Below are 14,288 nucleotides of genomic sequence, written 5' to 3'. Positions count from 1 at the left end.
TCACCGCACGGCTCCGACGCGCCATGGGAGCGCTCCCTTGACTTCGTGGGAGCGATCCCATACGCTGACCGTCAATCCGGTGAGAGCGCTCCCACGCTGAAGCCGTCCGAACACCACCCACAAAGGAGTGACCTGTGTCATCACGCGTCCTGCGACGCTCCGCCCTCGTGGCAGCCGTCGCATCCACCACAGCTCTCGTGCTCGCCGGCTGCGCCGGCGGGGGCGCCGCAGAGGGCGACTCCGACGGCGACATCACGCTGTCGATCACGACCTTCGGCACCTTCGGCTACGACGACCTCTACGCGGAGTACGAAGAGCTGAACCCGAACATCACCATTGAGGCGACCAACATCGACACGGGCGGTAACGCCCGCACGGATGCGTTCACCAAGCTCGCCGCCGGCTCGGGCCTGTCCGACATCGTCGCTATCGAAGAGGGCTGGCTCGGGGCGATCATGGAGGTCTCCGACAACTTCGTCGACCTGCGCGATCACGGCATCGAGGATCGCAAGTCCGACTGGGTGGAGTGGAAGTACGACCAGGCCACCGACCCCGAGGGTCGTGTCATCGGCTACGGCACCGACATCGGCCCGGTCGGCCTGTGCTACAACGGCCCGGCATTCGCCGCCGCGGGCCTGCCCACCGACCGTGCCGAGGTCGCGACCCTCCTCGAGGGTGACTGGCAGAACTACTTCGACGTGGGCCGCCAGTACAAGGAGACCACCGGCAAGGCCTGGTACGACCACTCCGGGTTCGTCTGGAACTCGATGGTCAACCAGCTGCCCGAGGGCTACTACACCGCCGACGGCGAGCTGAACGTCGAAGGCAACACCGAGTTGCAGGACCGGTTCGAGCTGCTCGGCGCGGCCGCTGAAGACGGCCTGTCGGCCGCGCAGGCGGCGTGGGACTGGAACGGCGGCAAGTCGTTCGTCGACGGCACCTTCGCGACGTTCGTCTGCCCCGGTTGGATGCTCGGCGTCCTGCAGGGCAACGCCGAGGCCGGCGGCGGCGACGCCACCACCGGTTGGGACTTCGCCGACGTCTTCCCTGGCGGACCGGTCAACTGGGGTGGCGCCTTCCTCTCCGTCACCGAGACCTCCGAGCACAAAGAAGAGGCCGCGAAGCTGGCCGACTGGCTGACCCAGCCCGAGCAGCAGGTGAAGCAGTCCGCCGCAGCGGGCAACTTCCCCAGCACGATCGAGGCGCAGGAGGCGCTCGCCGCCGAGGCCACGCCCCACGAGTTCTTCAACGACGCTCCGACCGGTGCCATCCTCGCCGAACGCGCCCAGGGCGTGATCGCGCAGTTCAAGGGACCGCAGGACTCCGTCATCCAGGAGAACGTGTTCGGCCCGCCGCTGTCGGCACTGGACCGCGGCGAGACCGACACCGACGGTGCCTGGCAGCAGTCGCTCGACCTGCTGAACGACCTGGTCGACTAGCGATCGGCTGACGCATGCGGGGTCTCCGGACTCGTCCGGGATCCCGCATGCGCCTTCCTCGAGAGGACTCGACATGACTGCCACCGCGATCCGCCCCGACACCGTCGCCGCCGACGCCCCGCCTCCCGCTCCCCGCCGTTCGCGCTTGCGTCAGCGGATGTCCAAGGCCGACCAGAAGGCCTCGCCCTACCTGTACATCGCGCCCTTCTTCCTGCTCTTCGGGCTCGTCGGGCTGTTCCCCCTGATCTACACCCTCAACGTCTCGCTGTTCGAATGGGACCTGCTCAAGGGCCAGGGGGAGTTCGTCGGATTCGGCAACTTCGTCGAGATCCTCGGCGACCGGATGTTCTGGAACTCCATCTTCAACACCCTGAGCATCTTCCTGCTCTCGGCGATCCCGCAGCTCGCCGTCGCACTGGTGGTGGCCTACCTCCTCGACCGTGGTCTGCGGGCGCCCACCTTCTGGCGCATGAGCGTCCTGCTGCCCTTCGTCGTCACCCCCGTGGCGACCGCGCTGATCTTCTCGAGCATCTTCAACGAGGCCGACGGCCTCGCCAACAACCTGCTCAACCTCATCGGCATCGCCGACCAGCAGTGGAAGCACGACACGTTCCTGAGCCACCTCGCGATCGCGATCATGGTCAACTTCCGCTGGACCGGCTACAACGCCCTCATCCTGCTCGCGGCGATGCAGGCGGTCCCGCGCGACCTGTACGAGTCGGCCGCGATCGACGGCGCGGGGGCGGTGCGCCGGTTCTTCTCGATCACGATCCCGACGATCCGTCCGACGCTCATCTTCGTCGTCATCACCGCGACGATCGGCGGGCTGCAGATCTTCGCCGAGCCGCGCCTGTTCGATGTCTCCACCGCGGGCGGCATCGGCGGAAGCGACCGGCAGTTCCAGACCACCGTGCTCTTCCTGTGGGAGCTGGCGTTCTTCCGCCGCAACCTGGGCGAGGCGTCGACGGTCGCCTGGCTGCTGTTCCTGCTGATCGTCGGCATCGGCATCATCAACTTCCTGATCGCCCGCCGCATCGCCACCGGCGAGGGCAGGCCGACGCGTCGGGCGCGCAGGGCTGCGCGCCGCGGCGCACAGAACGGAGCGGACGCATGAGCATCACGATCCCCGAGCCCCTTCCCCCGGTGCAGGTGGATGCGGTCGAGCCCGACCGCCCGCGCAGCCCGCGACGCGCCGGCGGCCGCAAGCCGCGCGAGGCGGGTCCCGCCGGCATCGGCAGCCGCCCCGGCTTCCTCACCTACGGCCTGCTGGCGGCGTTCATCATCGGCAGCGCCTACCCGCTGTGGTGGTCGTTCGTCGTCGGGTCGGGGACCAACGCCACACGCGGCGAGACGCTGCCTCTCATCCCCGGCGGCAACTTCCTCGCCAACGCGGCGCGCGTGTTCGACGCGATCCCCTTCTGGCTCGCGCTGGGCAACTCGGTGCTCGTGTCGGCGATCATCACCCTGTCGGTCGTGACGTTCTCCACGATCGCCGGATACGCCTTCGCCAAGCTCCGCTTCCGCGGCCGCGACGGCCTCCTGGTCTTCGTCATCGCCACCATGGCGATCCCCACGCAGCTGGGCATCATCCCGCTGTTCATGGTCATGCGCGAACTCGGCTGGACCGGGACCATCGGCGCGGTCATCGTGCCGACGCTCGTGACGGCGTTCGGGGTGTTCTTCATGCGCCAGTACCTCGTCGACGTCATCCCGGACGAGCTCATCGAGGCTGCCCGCATGGACGGGGCCAACCAGTTCCGCACGTTCCTGACGGTGGGTCTGCCCGCGGCCCGCCCGGCGATGGCGATCCTCGGGCTGTTCACCTTCATGACGGCGTGGACCGACTACCTGTGGCCGCTGATCGTGCTCAGCCCGTCCAACCCGACGCTGCAGACGGCGCTGAGCCAGCTGCAGTCCGGCTTCTACATCGACTACTCGATCGTCCTCACCGGCGCGGTCCTGGCGACGATCCCCCTTCTGGTGCTGTTCATCATCGCGGGCAAGCAGCTGATCAGCGGGATCATGGCCGGGGCCGTGAAGGGCTGAGGCGTGACCGACATCCGACGAGAGGATCCCCCTTCCATGACCACCACCGCCCTTTCGGCGCGCCCCGGACTGCGCGAGTTCCCGCCGAGCTTCCGGTTCGGCGCCGCGACGGCCGCCTTCCAGATCGAGGGCGCCGCGTTCGAGGACGGCCGGCGTGCGAGCATCTGGGACGCGTTCTGCCGCGTGCCGGGTGCCGTGCTGCGCGGTGACAACGGCGATGTCGCGTGCGACCACTACCACCGGTACCCGCAGGACGTCGCGCTCATGAAGGAGCTCGGCCTGCAGACCTACCGCTTCTCCACGTCGTGGTCGCGCGTGCGCCCCGACGGCGGTCCGCTGAACCAGGCGGGCCTGGACTTCTACCGCCGGCTCGTCGACGAACTGCTGGATGCCGGCATCCGCCCGTGGCTGACGCTGTATCACTGGGACCTGCCGCAGGCGCTCGAGGAGCGCGGCGGATGGACCGTGCGCGAGACCAGCGAGCGCTTCGCCGAGTACGCCCTCGACATGCACGACGCGCTCGGCGACCGCGTGCAGGACTGGGCGACCCTCAACGAGCCGTGGTGCTCGTCGTTCCTCAGCTACACCGCCGGTGCGCACGCACCCGGCCACTACTCGGCGGCCGAGGGGATGCTGTCGGCCCACCACCTGCTGCTGGGTCACGGCACCGCGATCCGCGAGCTGCGCGCGCGCGACGCGTCCCTCAACCTCGGCGTCACGCTCAACCTCACCGTCGCCGATCCGGTGGATGCCACGGATCCGGCCGACGTCGATGCCGCCCGTCGCATCGACGGGCAGTTCAACCGCTGGTTCCTCGACCCGGTGTTCCGCGGCAGGTATCCCGGCGACATCCTCGACGACTTCCGTCGCGTGGACCCCGAGGCCGTGGCGGCCCTGGAAGCCGCCGTGCACCCGGGCGACCTGGAGACGATCGCCGCTCCGCTGGACACCTTGGGCGTCAACTACTACCACGGCGATTTCGTCGCGGGTCGCCCGCCGGCGGATGCCCCCGGCGGCGGCGACGCGCCGACGTCGCGCCGCACGCAGTCGCCGTTCCCGGCGTCGGAGAACATCTTCTGGCACGATCGCGGGCTGCCCCGCACGTCGATGAACTGGGAGGTGCAGCCGGAGGGTCTGACCCGCCTGCTCCGCCGCGTCCACGAGGAGTACACCGCCGAGCGCGGCGTGGCCCTCGTCGTGACCGAGAACGGCGCGGCGTACGAGGACGAGCCGGTCGTCGTGGACGGCCGCGTGGAGGTGGACGACGCCGAACGCACCGAGTTCGTCGAGCTGCACCTCGGGGCGATCCTCGACGCGATCGACCAGGGTGTGGATGTCCGAGGCTTCTTCTACTGGTCGCTGCTGGACAACTTCGAATGGGCGTGGGGTTACGACAAGAGGTTCGGCATCGTGCGTGTGGATTACGAGACCCAGGAGCGGTCGATCAAGCGCTCCGGGCTTCGATACAGTCGCATCATCGCCGACCGCGCGCTGGACGATCCCGCCCACGCGTAGCGTCCCGCTCGGCGAGGAGGGGCCGATGAGCTTCATGACGCGGGAAGCCGTCACGATCGAAGAGGTCGCGGCGCGCGCAGGCGTGTCGCGTTCGACGGTGTCGCGCGTGGTCAACGGATCGACGGCCGTCTCACCGACGGCGCTGGATGCGGTGCGCCGCGCGATCGCCGACCTCAACTACGTGCCCAACCGAGCCGCGCGCTCGCTCGCGCGCCGGCAGACCCACGCGATCGCCTTCGTGATCCCCGAAGACACCGACCGGTTCTTCGGCGATCCGTTCTTCGCGTCGATCGTCGCCGGCGTGCACGAGCGGATGGCCCAGTCCGAGTACGTCCTGAACCTCATCATCGCCAGCGACGATCCGCACGACAAGGCGACCACGTACCTGCGCAGCGGAAGTGTGGACGGGGTCATCGTCGCGTCGCACCACACGAGCGACACATTCCTCGACCTCATCGCCGCCGACCTGCCGGTCGTCTACGGCGGCCGCCCCGGGCGTATCGGTCCGTCGGATTACTACGTCGACATCGACAACGTCGGCGGCGGCCGGGAGGCGGCGCGCTATCTCGTCGAGCAGGGGCACCGCCGCCTGGCGAGCATCTCCGGACCGGCGACGATGACCTCGGCCACCGACCGGCTCCGCGGCTTCCGCGAGGCGGCCGAGAAGGCCGGACTGGATCTGGTGGCCGTCGAGGACGGCGACTTCTCGGAGGCGGGGGGCGCCGACGCGATGCGCCGCATCCTCGAGTCCGGCGCGGCCCCCGACGGGCTGTTCGTCGCCAGCGACCTGATGGCGCGCGGGGCGCTGGCCACGCTGCGCGAGGCGGGGGTCTCGGTGCCCGGGGATCTCGCCCTGATCGGCTTCGACGACTCGCCCGTGGCGACGGCGGTCACCCCGGCGCTCACGACGATCCGCCAGCCCTCCCGCGGCCAGGGCGCGAGCATGGCGGCGGTGCTGCTGGACCTGCTCGCGGGCAGGGACGCCGCGCACTCGACGATCCTGCCCATCGAGCTCGTGGTGCGCGAGTCCGCCTGAGTCCTGACGGACGGATGCGGCGGGGCCGCCGCGCGGACGGACGCGGCGGCCGGCGCCGCGCGAGCGGTGGGCGCCGGCCGCCGCCGGGTCAGCGGGGGTCGCTGTCGAGCGGGTCGCCGCCGAGCTGCCCGACGGCCGGGATCGGCCCGCCGTCATCGGCACCGGTCTTGCGGAGCCGGGCGACGAGGTTGCCGAGGTGGTAGATCACCAGGGCCGCCGCGGCGCCGAGCACGATCGGACCGAGGGAGAACTCGCCCCAGACCATCGTGAACCCGGCGATGGCCATCACGAGCGATACCGCCGCGGTGTACTGGTTGACCGGGCGGGAGAAGTCCACGCGGTTGTCGACCCAGATCTTGATGCCGATGATGCCGATGAGTCCGTACAGGGCCGTCGTGACGCCGCCGAGGACGCCCGGCGGGATGGTGTTGAACACCGCGCCGATCTTCGGCGACAGGCTCAGCACGATCGCGGCGGACCCGGCGACCCAGTAGGCCGCGGTGGAGTACACGCGCGTGGCGGCCATGACGCCGATGTTCTCGCCGTAAGTGGTGGTGCCCGAGCCGCCGAAGGCGCCGGCCAGGGTCGTCGCGGCGCCATCGGCGATGAGCGCGCGGCCGGTGGAGCGGTTCACCGAAGGGTCGGTCATGGTGGCGACGCCGCGCACGTGTCCGACGTTCTCGGCGATGAGGACGAGCACGACCGGCAGGAACATCGCGATGACGCTCCACGTGCCAGGCGACGCGAAGTCGGCGAGGTGGAACTCGGGCAGCCCGATCCACGCGGCATCCGCCACCGGGGCGAAGTCGATGAGCTGCTCACCCGTGACCAGCTGCAGCACGACGGTGACCAGGTAGCCCACGACGACACCCAGGACGATCGAGATGCGACCGAGGAAACCGCGGAACATCACGCTGAAGAGGATGACCGCGGCCAGGGTGATCGTGGCGGGCAGCGGCTGCTGCTGGTAGCTGTCCCACGCCACGGGGGCGAGGTTGAAGCCGATGAGTGCGACGATCGCGCCGGCCACCACCGGCGGCATGAGCTTGTCGATCCAGCCGATGCCGGCGAACTGCACGACGAAGCCGATCGCGGCCAGCAGCACGCCGACGGCGACGATACCGGCCAGCGCCGATCCCATCCCCGCCGAGGCGGTGGCGGCGGTGACCGGCGCGATGAAGGCGAACGAGGAGCCGAGGTAGCTGGGGAGCTTGTTGCGGGTGACGAGGAGGAACAGCAGCGTCCCGATGCCGGAGAACAGCAGCGTCGTGGAGACGGGGAATCCGGTCAGCACCGGGACGAGGAAGGTCGCGCCGAACATCGCGACGACGTGCTGCACGCCCACCGCGATCGTCGCGGGCCAGTTCAGCCGCTCATCGGGGCGCACGACCGCGCCGGGCTCGACGGTTCGGCCGTTTCCATGCAATTTCCACACCGGCATCGGGGTCCTCCTCGGGTAGCGCCTCCGACACCATAGCGATACGCGGCGTTTCGGCGCGGTTACGCCGCGTCCGCCGTCGGTCGCCCCGCGCCGGATCTCAGTGGCCGGTGAGCCGCTGCAGCAGCTCTGCGTACCGGGCCTGCGTGCGCTGCACGATGCCGTCGGGGAGTGCCGGCGGCTCGCCCTGACGGTCCCAGTGCTCCGCAAGCCAGTCCCGCACGATCTGCTTGTCGAAGCTCGCCATCCGCTCGGCGGGGGTGGCGCCGGTCCGCCATGCGGCGGCATCCCAGTATCGCGACGAGTCGGGGGTGAGCACCTCGTCGGCGAGCACGAGGGCACCGGCGGAATTGCGCCCGAACTCGAACTTCGTGTCGGCGAGGATGAGGCCGCGCTCCTCGGCGGTCGCGGCGGCGCGGCGGTAGATCTCCAGCGACAGGTCGCGCAGCTCAGCCGCGGTGTCGGCGCCGACCAGTTCGACACTGCGTTCGTAGGAGATGTTCTCGTCGTGCTCGCCCATCGGCGCCTTGAAGGCCGGGGTGTACAGCGGCTCGGGAAGCCGGTCGCCGTCGCCGAGGCCCTCGGGCAGCGGGATGCCGCACACCGTCCCCGATTCGCGGTACTCGGCCCATCCCGACCCGGTGAGGTACCCGCGCACGACGCATTCGATCGGCTGCATGTCCAGGGCGGCGACCACCATCGCGCGGCCGGCGACCTGCTCCGGGATGAGCTCGAGCGCCGCGTCGCCCACGAGCACGTGGTCGGGGATGAGGTGGTTCGGGATGCGGCGGCCTCCGTCGCCGCCGGCCAGGCGGTCGAACCACCACAGGCTCAGGGTGGTGAGGATCGTGCCCTTGCCGGGGATTCCGGGGGAGAGGACGTGGTCGAACGCGCTCACGCGGTCGCTCGCCACGACGAGCATGCGCGTCGGCCGGGAACCCTCGGATGTGCCCTGCGGCACGTACAGGTCGCGCACCTTGCCGGAGTACACATGGGTCCAGCCGGGAAGTTCCAGGGTGTGGGTCACCCGGCCCATTATCCCGGTGCCCGGCGTCAGGTCTCGAGGACGCGGTCGGCGATGTCGGTGCGGTACTGGGCGCCCTCCAGGCCGATGCGGCCGATGGCGTCGTACGCGCGGGTGCGCGCCTCGTGGAACGTCGTGCCCAGGCCGACGACGCTGAGCACGCGCCCGCCCGAGGCGACCAGGTAGGCACCGTCGCGCACGGTGGCGGCGTGGGCCAGGTGCACGCCGTCGACGGCGCCGGCCTCCTCCAGGCCGCTCAGCGTCCGGCCCGTGACCGGCGCCTCCGGGTACCCCTCGCTCGCGAGGACGACGGTCACGGCGGTCGCCTCGGCGAAGGCGGGGCGCGGACGGTCCTCGAGATGACCGGATGCTGCGGCCAGCAGCAGCTCGGAGAGCGGATCCACCAGCCGCGGCAGCACGACCTGCGTCTCGGGGTCGCCGAAGCGCGCATTGAACTCGATGACCTTGACGCCCTCGTCGGTGAGGATGAGGCCGGCGTAGAGGAGCCCGATGAACGGCGTGCCCTCCTCATCCAGCTGCCGGATGACGGGACGGGCGATGTCGCGGGTGACGAGGTCGACGAACTCCTCCTCGCCGCCGAAGCGCTCGGAGAGCCATGGCAGCGGCGAGTACGCCCCCATGCCGCCCGTGTTGGGGCCGGCATCGCCGTCGCGCAGGCGCTTGTAGTCCTGCGCCGGGCTGAGCGGCAGCACGCTGTCGCCGTCGCTGAGGAAGAACAGCGACACCTCCGGGCCGGAGAGGAACTCCTCCACGAGCACCGGGGCGCCGGTCAGATACGTCTCGGCGTGGGCGAGCGCGGCGGCGCGGTCGTCGGTGACGAGCACGCCCTTGCCGGCGGCGAGCCCGTCGGCCTTGACCACGTGCGGAGCTCCGAGCTCGTCGAGGGCGTCGGCGACCTCCGCGAGGGTGTGGGCACGGATCGCGCGGCCGGTGGGGACGCCCGCGGCATCTATCACGCGCTTCGCGAAAGCCTTGGAGCCCTCCAGCTGCGCGGCCGCCTTGCCGGGGCCGAACACCGGGATGCCGCGGGTGCGCAGGGCGTCGGCGACGCCGGCGATGAGCGGCGCCTCGGGTCCGACGATGACGAGGCCGATGCTCTCGGTGCCGGCGAACTCCGTGACCGCGACCGGATCGCTCGGGTCCAGGGCCACGAGGTGGGCGTCGGCGGCGATGCCGGCGTTGCCGGGAGCGGCGAAGATCGCGTGATCGGCGTCTTCGGACCGCAGGGCGAGGATGAGGGCGTGCTCGCGGGCACCGGAGCCGAGGACGAGGATTCGCACGCGCCCAGCCTACCCAGCCCGCACCCGCCCGCCCGTGGCCGCGCGCCACTGCGGTGGCGGCGTAGCGTGGAGTAATGCCGCGAAGGATCGACACGGCCGAGGGCCGTCGTGCACTGGCCGCCGTCTCCGAGGCCCGCACGGCCGGTGCGGCGCCGGCCCGCACCGACCTGGCCACCGCCGTCCGCTACCTGCTGCAGCTGCTGGCCGAGAAGGCGCCGGGCCAGACCGTCGAGGTGCGCGTGCCGCCCTTCGGTGCCGTCCAGGTGATCGAGGGTCCGCGCCACACGCGCGGCACACCCCCGAACGTGGTGGAGACCGACCCGCAGACGTGGATCGCCCTCGCCACCGGCGGGGAGTCGTGGGCGGATGCGGCGGACTCGGGCCGCATCGCCGCCTCCGGCGTCCGGGCCAACCTGACCGAGCTTCTGCCGCTGCGTCCCTGACGGATCCAGCCGGTGGGCACGAGCCGGCCGCCGACCGCGGTGCGACAATAGAGGCATGTCCGATCAGCAGCCGCCGTCCGTGCGGGACGACATCGAGACGGTGCGCGTGCGCCGCGCTCCCAAGTACGGCGTGTTCCTCGCCCTGGGGGCGGCGCTCGGCCTGCTGGTGGCGATGATCCTCACCTTCGCCTTCGACGGCACCTCGATGGTGAGCCCGAACTCGGGCATGCAGTACTCGAGCCTGCAGGTGTTCGGGTTCATCACCCTCATCTGCGTGCCCGTGGGGATCGCCCTCGCCGGCGCGATGGCGTTGATCCTCGACCGTGTCGTGGGCAAGCGCACGCGCGACGTGCGCGTCGACCACGAGTCGGTGAACCGGCCCGGCTGAGCCCTCAGGCCAGCTCGGCGATGATCGGGTGGATGGCCGCGTCGAAGGCGACGACATCGCCGCGCAGACCGTCGGTCACCGCCACCGTCAGCGATCCGATCCACCACACGCCACGCTGGGACAGCGGAAGCACCTGCACGTTCAGCTCGAACGAGTGCGCGCGCCGGCCCACCTGACGTTCGTGCTCGGCGATGGCGCTCGCGTACGCCCGGTACGACACACCCGGCTTGGCGTTGACGCGGTAGCGCTCATGTGCGGTTCGGGCGAACCCGACCGCCGACTCGGAGTACGGCATGATCGCATTGCGCAGCGCGCCCGCGGACGAAGGCAGCGCGACGAGCGTGTCGAATCCGTCGACCAGGTCGAGCGGTTCGGGGGACGGATGCGCCTGCGGTTCGACCGTCATCGCCCAGTACGCGCGCCACTGGCGCTCCAGCAGCGCCTGGAGGTCGTCGGGCCGGTTGTGCTCGATCCGCGGGGGCGCCCCGCGGAGGTGGGGGAGCTCGTCGGGGGAGCGGATCCCCAGGGCCTGTCGCAGGTAGAGCGCGACGAGCACCGGCTGACCCGCGTCCTCGCGGATCACCCACTCCGGACCGTTCCCGTCCCGCATGCCGCCCATCATAGGAGCCTCTCCGCACCCCTTTCCTCCCCTTGCGCGCATCATTCCGGCCGCGCCGCACCCGCCCCGCTCGCCGAACGCCCGCACGCGGCGCCGAGGCCTCCGGGAGCGCCGCTAGGCTGAGGGCGTGGCGTCCCACAACCCCTACACCGAAGCCGGCGTCGACACCGCGGCGGGTGACCGAGCGGTCGAGCTGATGAAGTCGGCGGTACGCCGCACCCACGGGCCGGAGGTCCTCGGCGGCGTAGGCGGATTCGCCGGGCTGTTCGACGCGACGGCGCTGCGGGCGTACACGAAGCCGCTGCTGGCCACCAGCACCGACGGCGTGGGCACCAAAGTGGCCATCGCGCAGGCCGTCGACAAGCACGACACCATCGGCATCGATCTGGTCGGCATGGTCGTCGACGACATCGTCGTGGTGGGGGCGAAGCCCCTCTTCCTCACCGACTACATCGCGTGCGGCAAGGTCGTGCCCGAGCGCATCGCGGCGATCGTGGCGGGCATCGCCCGCGGATGCTCCGAAACCGGGACAGCGCTCGTGGGCGGCGAGACGGCCGAGCACCCCGGCCTGCTCGGACCGGACGACTACGACGTCGCGGGTGCGGCGACCGGCGTCGTCGAGGCCGACAAGGTGCTCGGGGCCGAGCGCGTCGCCGCCGGCGACGTCGTGCTGGCCCTGGCCTCCAGCGGATTGCACTCCAACGGCTATTCCCTCGTCCGGCACATCGTCGCCGGCCGCGGCATCGGCTACGGCGATCACGCCGCCGACTTCGGCACGACGTGGGGTGAGGTGCTCCTCGAGCCCACGCGCCTGTACACGGCCCCGCTCCTGCGGCTGCTCTCCGGCGACGCCGGCGTGCACGCGCTGAGCCACGTCACCGGCGGAGGCATCGCGGCCAACCTGGCCCGCGTGCTGCCGCGGGGAACGTGGGTCGACGTCGATCGCGCCACGTGGTCGCCGCCGCCCGTCTTCCGCGTCCTCGCCGACCTCGGCGACATGCCGCTGGCCGCCACCGAGTCCACGTGGAACCTCGGCGTGGGCTTCCTCGTCGTCGTCGCCGCCGAGCACGCGGATGCGGCGGCCGCCGCCCTCGCCGCCGACGGCATCGCGACGTGGCAGGTGGGTGTCGTCCGCGACGGGCAGCGCCCGGACGGCGACTTCGAGCAGGGCGCCAAGGGCGTCGACGGCGGCGCGGTGCGCCTCGTCGGCGCGTACGCGGACAGCGGCGGCACCCCCGCCGGCAGCACCGGGTCACCCGGGAACGGAGCGGAATAACACCCCATGTGCGGCATCGTCGGCATGGTCGGGCGCGGCCCGGTCAATCAGGAGATCTACGACGCCCTGCTGCTGCTGCAGCACCGTGGGCAGGATTCCACCGGGATCGCCACCGCGGAGGCGAACGGCGTCTTCCACATCAACAAGCAGCGCGGCATGGTGCGCGAGGCCTTCCGCACGCGTGACATGCGCACGCTCCTGGGTGAGATCGGCCTCGGCCACGTCCGGTACGCCACGAAGGGCACCGCCTCCAGCGAGGAGGAGGCGCAGCCGTTCTACGTGAACGCTCCGTACGGCATCGTCCTGGTGCACAACGGCAACCTCACCAACACGCGCGAGCTCACCGATCAGCTCTTCCACAAAGACCGCCGGCACCTGAACACCACGTCCGACACCGAGCTGCTGGTGAACATCCTCGGGTCAGAGCTGCAGTCCGAGATCACCGAGCCCGACCTCGATCCCGACCAGGTGTTCCGCGCGGTCGCGCGCGTACACGAGCGGGTCGAGGGATCGTACGCGGCCATCGCCCTGATCGCCGGGCACGGGCTCCTCGCCTTCCGCGACCCCTTCGGCATCCGGCCCCTCATCCTGGGGACCCGTCCCGTCGCCTCGCCGACCGGCTCAGGCACCGCCGGGTACGAGTGGGTCGTCGCCTCCGAGTCGCTCGTGCTGGAGAACGCCGGTTTCGAGGTGGTCCGCGACGTGATGCCCGGCGAGGCCGTCTTCGTCACGCTCGACGGCACCCTGCACACGCGACAGGTCGCGTCCGCCCCCGTGCTGAAGCCCTGCTCCTTCGAGTACGTGTACCTCGCGCGACCGGACTCGATCATGAACGGCATCTCGGTGTACGAGGCACGGCTGCGGATGGGGGAGCGGCTCGCCGACACCATCGCGAAGTACACCCCGCCGGGAACCATCGACGTCGTGATGCCGATCCCCGACTCCTCGCGGCCGGCGGCGATGCAGGTCGCCCGCAAGCTCGGGCTGGAGTACCGCGAGGGCTTCTACAAGAACCGGTACGTCGGCCGCACCTTCATCATGCCCGGGCAGGCGGTGCGCAAGAAGAGCGTGCGCCAGAAGCTCAACGCGATGTCCAGCGAGTTCAAGGGCAAGAACGTCCTGCTCATCGACGACTCGATCGTGCGCGGGACCACGAGCCGCGAGATCATCCAGATGGCGCGGGATGCGGGAGCCAAGACGGTGACGTTCGCTTCGGCGGCCCCGCCGGTGCGCTATCCCCACGTGTACGGCATCAACATGCCCTCACGCCAGGAGCTCGTCGCCCACGGCCGCACGGTGCCCGAGATCGCCGAGGAGCTCGGCTGCGACTACCTGGTCTACCAGGAGGTCGAAGACCTCAAGGCGGCGATCCTCGAGGGATCCGACGTCGAAGACCTCGACATGAGCTGCTTCGACGGCCGGTACGTCACGGGCACCGTCACCCCCGAGTACCTCGCGTGGGTCGAGGGCAGCCAGCAGTCCTGACCGCGCCGCGCGCACAGCGAAACGGTCGGCCGCAGCACCGCTGCAGCCGACCGTCTTCGCTGACGGGCCTGCCCCTCAGTGGGGTGTCAGGCCTTTTCGCCTTCGAGCTTGTCCTCGTGCTCGTCGGCCCACTTGTCGACGTATTCGTCCTCGCCGTTGTGACCGAGCTCTCGCTCGAGGGCGGCGAGGTTCACCGAGTACGTGTCGTACTTCAGCTCCCGGGCGATTTTGGTGTGCTTCGCCTTTTGACGGCCACGCCCCATGCGAGACCCCCTCAT

14 protein-coding genes are annotated in these 14,288 nt (G+C 70.6%); 9 read left to right on the top strand and 5 right to left on the bottom strand.

All coding sequences use genetic code 11. From position 1 onward, the window contains the following. Positions 1–134: 134 nt before the first annotated feature. The 5 genes from E4V99_RS05830 to E4V99_RS05810 all read left to right on the top strand — a co-directional run bounded on the left by E4V99_RS05830 (position 135) and on the right by E4V99_RS05810 (position 6,036). Positions 135–1,439, top strand: a complete 1,305-nt coding sequence (locus E4V99_RS05830) for an ABC transporter substrate-binding protein (protein WP_135062579.1) — start codon at positions 135–137, stop codon at positions 1,437–1,439. Between the two features lie 73 nt (positions 1,440–1,512). Continuing rightward, a complete protein-coding gene (locus tag E4V99_RS05825) occupies positions 1,513–2,553 on the top strand; it encodes a sugar ABC transporter permease (RefSeq protein ID WP_135116654.1) in 1,041 nt (346 codons plus the stop codon). After that, positions 2,550–3,485: a carbohydrate ABC transporter permease gene (locus E4V99_RS05820; RefSeq protein ID WP_240742763.1), complete on the top strand. Its 936-nt coding sequence runs from the start codon at positions 2,550–2,552 to the stop codon at positions 3,483–3,485. The genes E4V99_RS05825 and E4V99_RS05820 overlap by 4 nt, the downstream gene beginning before the upstream one ends. A 36-nt stretch (positions 3,486–3,521) precedes the next feature. After that, complete coding sequence (locus E4V99_RS05815) at positions 3,522–5,000, top strand: GH1 family beta-glucosidase (protein WP_135116653.1); 1,479 nt, start codon at positions 3,522–3,524, stop codon at positions 4,998–5,000. A 25-nt stretch (positions 5,001–5,025) separates the two neighbouring features. After that, positions 5,026–6,036 carry a LacI family DNA-binding transcriptional regulator gene (locus tag E4V99_RS05810; protein ID WP_187270431.1) on the top strand — a complete coding sequence of 337 codons (1,011 nt, stop codon included), beginning with the start codon at positions 5,026–5,028 and terminating at the stop codon, positions 6,034–6,036. Between the two features lie 88 nt (positions 6,037–6,124). Here E4V99_RS05810 and E4V99_RS05805 read toward each other — a convergent pair whose 3' ends face one another. From E4V99_RS05805 to purD, 3 genes are all read right to left on the bottom strand, one after another. Further along, positions 6,125–7,477, bottom strand: coding sequence for a solute carrier family 23 protein (locus E4V99_RS05805; RefSeq protein ID WP_135116652.1), 1,353 nt, complete (start codon positions 7,475–7,477; stop codon positions 6,125–6,127). Positions 7,478–7,574: 97 nt separating this feature from the next. Continuing rightward, positions 7,575–8,501 (bottom strand): phosphoribosylaminoimidazolesuccinocarboxamide synthase, encoded by a 927-nt coding sequence (locus E4V99_RS05800; RefSeq protein WP_245233124.1) that lies wholly within the window; start codon positions 8,499–8,501, stop codon positions 7,575–7,577. Positions 8,502–8,527: 26 nt separating this feature from the next. Then, the gene (gene purD, locus E4V99_RS05795) at positions 8,528–9,799 is read right to left on the bottom strand and encodes a phosphoribosylamine--glycine ligase (protein WP_135116650.1); all 1,272 of its coding nucleotides are present in this window, start codon (positions 9,797–9,799) and stop codon (positions 8,528–8,530) included. A 74-nt stretch (positions 9,800–9,873) separates the two neighbouring features. Here purD and E4V99_RS05790 point away from each other — a divergent pair, with 74 nt between their 5' ends. Next, a complete protein-coding gene (locus tag E4V99_RS05790; protein WP_135062591.1) occupies positions 9,874–10,242 on the top strand; it encodes a sterol carrier family protein in 369 nt (122 codons plus the stop codon). Between the two features lie 55 nt (positions 10,243–10,297). Further along, positions 10,298–10,630, top strand: coding sequence for a potassium transporter Trk (locus tag E4V99_RS05785; RefSeq protein ID WP_135062593.1), 333 nt, complete (start codon positions 10,298–10,300; stop codon positions 10,628–10,630). Between the two features lie 4 nt (positions 10,631–10,634). On the opposite strand, the gene E4V99_RS05780 is transcribed toward E4V99_RS05785, so the two are convergent. Continuing rightward, positions 10,635–11,240 carry a zinc-binding alcohol dehydrogenase gene (locus tag E4V99_RS05780; RefSeq protein ID WP_135062595.1) on the bottom strand — a complete coding sequence of 202 codons (606 nt, stop codon included), beginning with the start codon at positions 11,238–11,240 and terminating at the stop codon, positions 10,635–10,637. A gap of 136 nt (positions 11,241–11,376) precedes the next feature. Here E4V99_RS05780 and purM point away from each other — a divergent pair, with 136 nt between their 5' ends. Further along, the gene (purM, locus tag E4V99_RS05775; RefSeq protein ID WP_135116649.1) at positions 11,377–12,525 is read left to right on the top strand and encodes a phosphoribosylformylglycinamidine cyclo-ligase; all 1,149 of its coding nucleotides are present in this window, start codon (positions 11,377–11,379) and stop codon (positions 12,523–12,525) included. A gap of 6 nt (positions 12,526–12,531) precedes the next feature. After that, a complete protein-coding gene (purF, locus tag E4V99_RS05770) occupies positions 12,532–14,010 on the top strand; it encodes an amidophosphoribosyltransferase (RefSeq protein WP_135062599.1) in 1,479 nt (492 codons plus the stop codon). A gap of 86 nt (positions 14,011–14,096) precedes the next feature. Here purF and E4V99_RS05765 read toward each other — a convergent pair whose 3' ends face one another. Then, positions 14,097–14,273, bottom strand: coding sequence for a DUF3073 family protein (locus E4V99_RS05765; protein WP_135062601.1), 177 nt, complete (start codon positions 14,271–14,273; stop codon positions 14,097–14,099). Positions 14,274–14,288 lie beyond the last annotated feature (15 nt).

This window comes from Microbacterium sp. dk485, from assembly GCF_004570445.1.
Lineage (GTDB): Bacteria > Actinomycetota > Actinomycetes > Actinomycetales > Microbacteriaceae > Microbacterium > Microbacterium wangchenii.
Note: the sequence above shows the minus strand (reverse complement) of the source record. Positions and strands in the feature narration are given on the sequence as shown.

What these genes read in the sequence shown, in the direction of transcription:
- E4V99_RS05825 (WP_135116654.1), top strand. Translation starts at nt 1,513, where the DNA reads ATGACTGCCACCGCGATCCGCCCCGACACCGTCGCCGCCGACGCCCCG.
- E4V99_RS05820 (WP_240742763.1), top strand. Translation starts at nt 2,550, where the DNA reads ATGAGCATCACGATCCCCGAGCCCCTTCCCCCGGTGCAGGTGGATGCG.
- E4V99_RS05815 (WP_135116653.1), top strand. Translation starts at nt 3,522, where the DNA reads ATGACCACCACCGCCCTTTCGGCGCGCCCCGGACTGCGCGAGTTCCCG.
- E4V99_RS05810 (WP_187270431.1), top strand. Translation starts at nt 5,026, where the DNA reads ATGAGCTTCATGACGCGGGAAGCCGTCACGATCGAAGAGGTCGCGGCG.
- E4V99_RS05805 (WP_135116652.1), bottom strand. Translation starts at nt 7,477, where the DNA reads ATGCCGGTGTGGAAATTGCATGGAAACGGCCGAACCGTCGAGCCCGGC.
- E4V99_RS05790 (WP_135062591.1), top strand. Translation starts at nt 9,874, where the DNA reads ATGCCGCGAAGGATCGACACGGCCGAGGGCCGTCGTGCACTGGCCGCC.
- E4V99_RS05785 (WP_135062593.1), top strand. Translation starts at nt 10,298, where the DNA reads ATGTCCGATCAGCAGCCGCCGTCCGTGCGGGACGACATCGAGACGGTG.
- E4V99_RS05780 (WP_135062595.1), bottom strand. Translation starts at nt 11,240, where the DNA reads ATGCGGGACGGGAACGGTCCGGAGTGGGTGATCCGCGAGGACGCGGGT.
- purF (WP_135062599.1), top strand. Translation starts at nt 12,532, where the DNA reads ATGTGCGGCATCGTCGGCATGGTCGGGCGCGGCCCGGTCAATCAGGAG.
- E4V99_RS05765 (WP_135062601.1), bottom strand. Translation starts at nt 14,273, where the DNA reads ATGGGGCGTGGCCGTCAAAAGGCGAAGCACACCAAAATCGCCCGGGAG.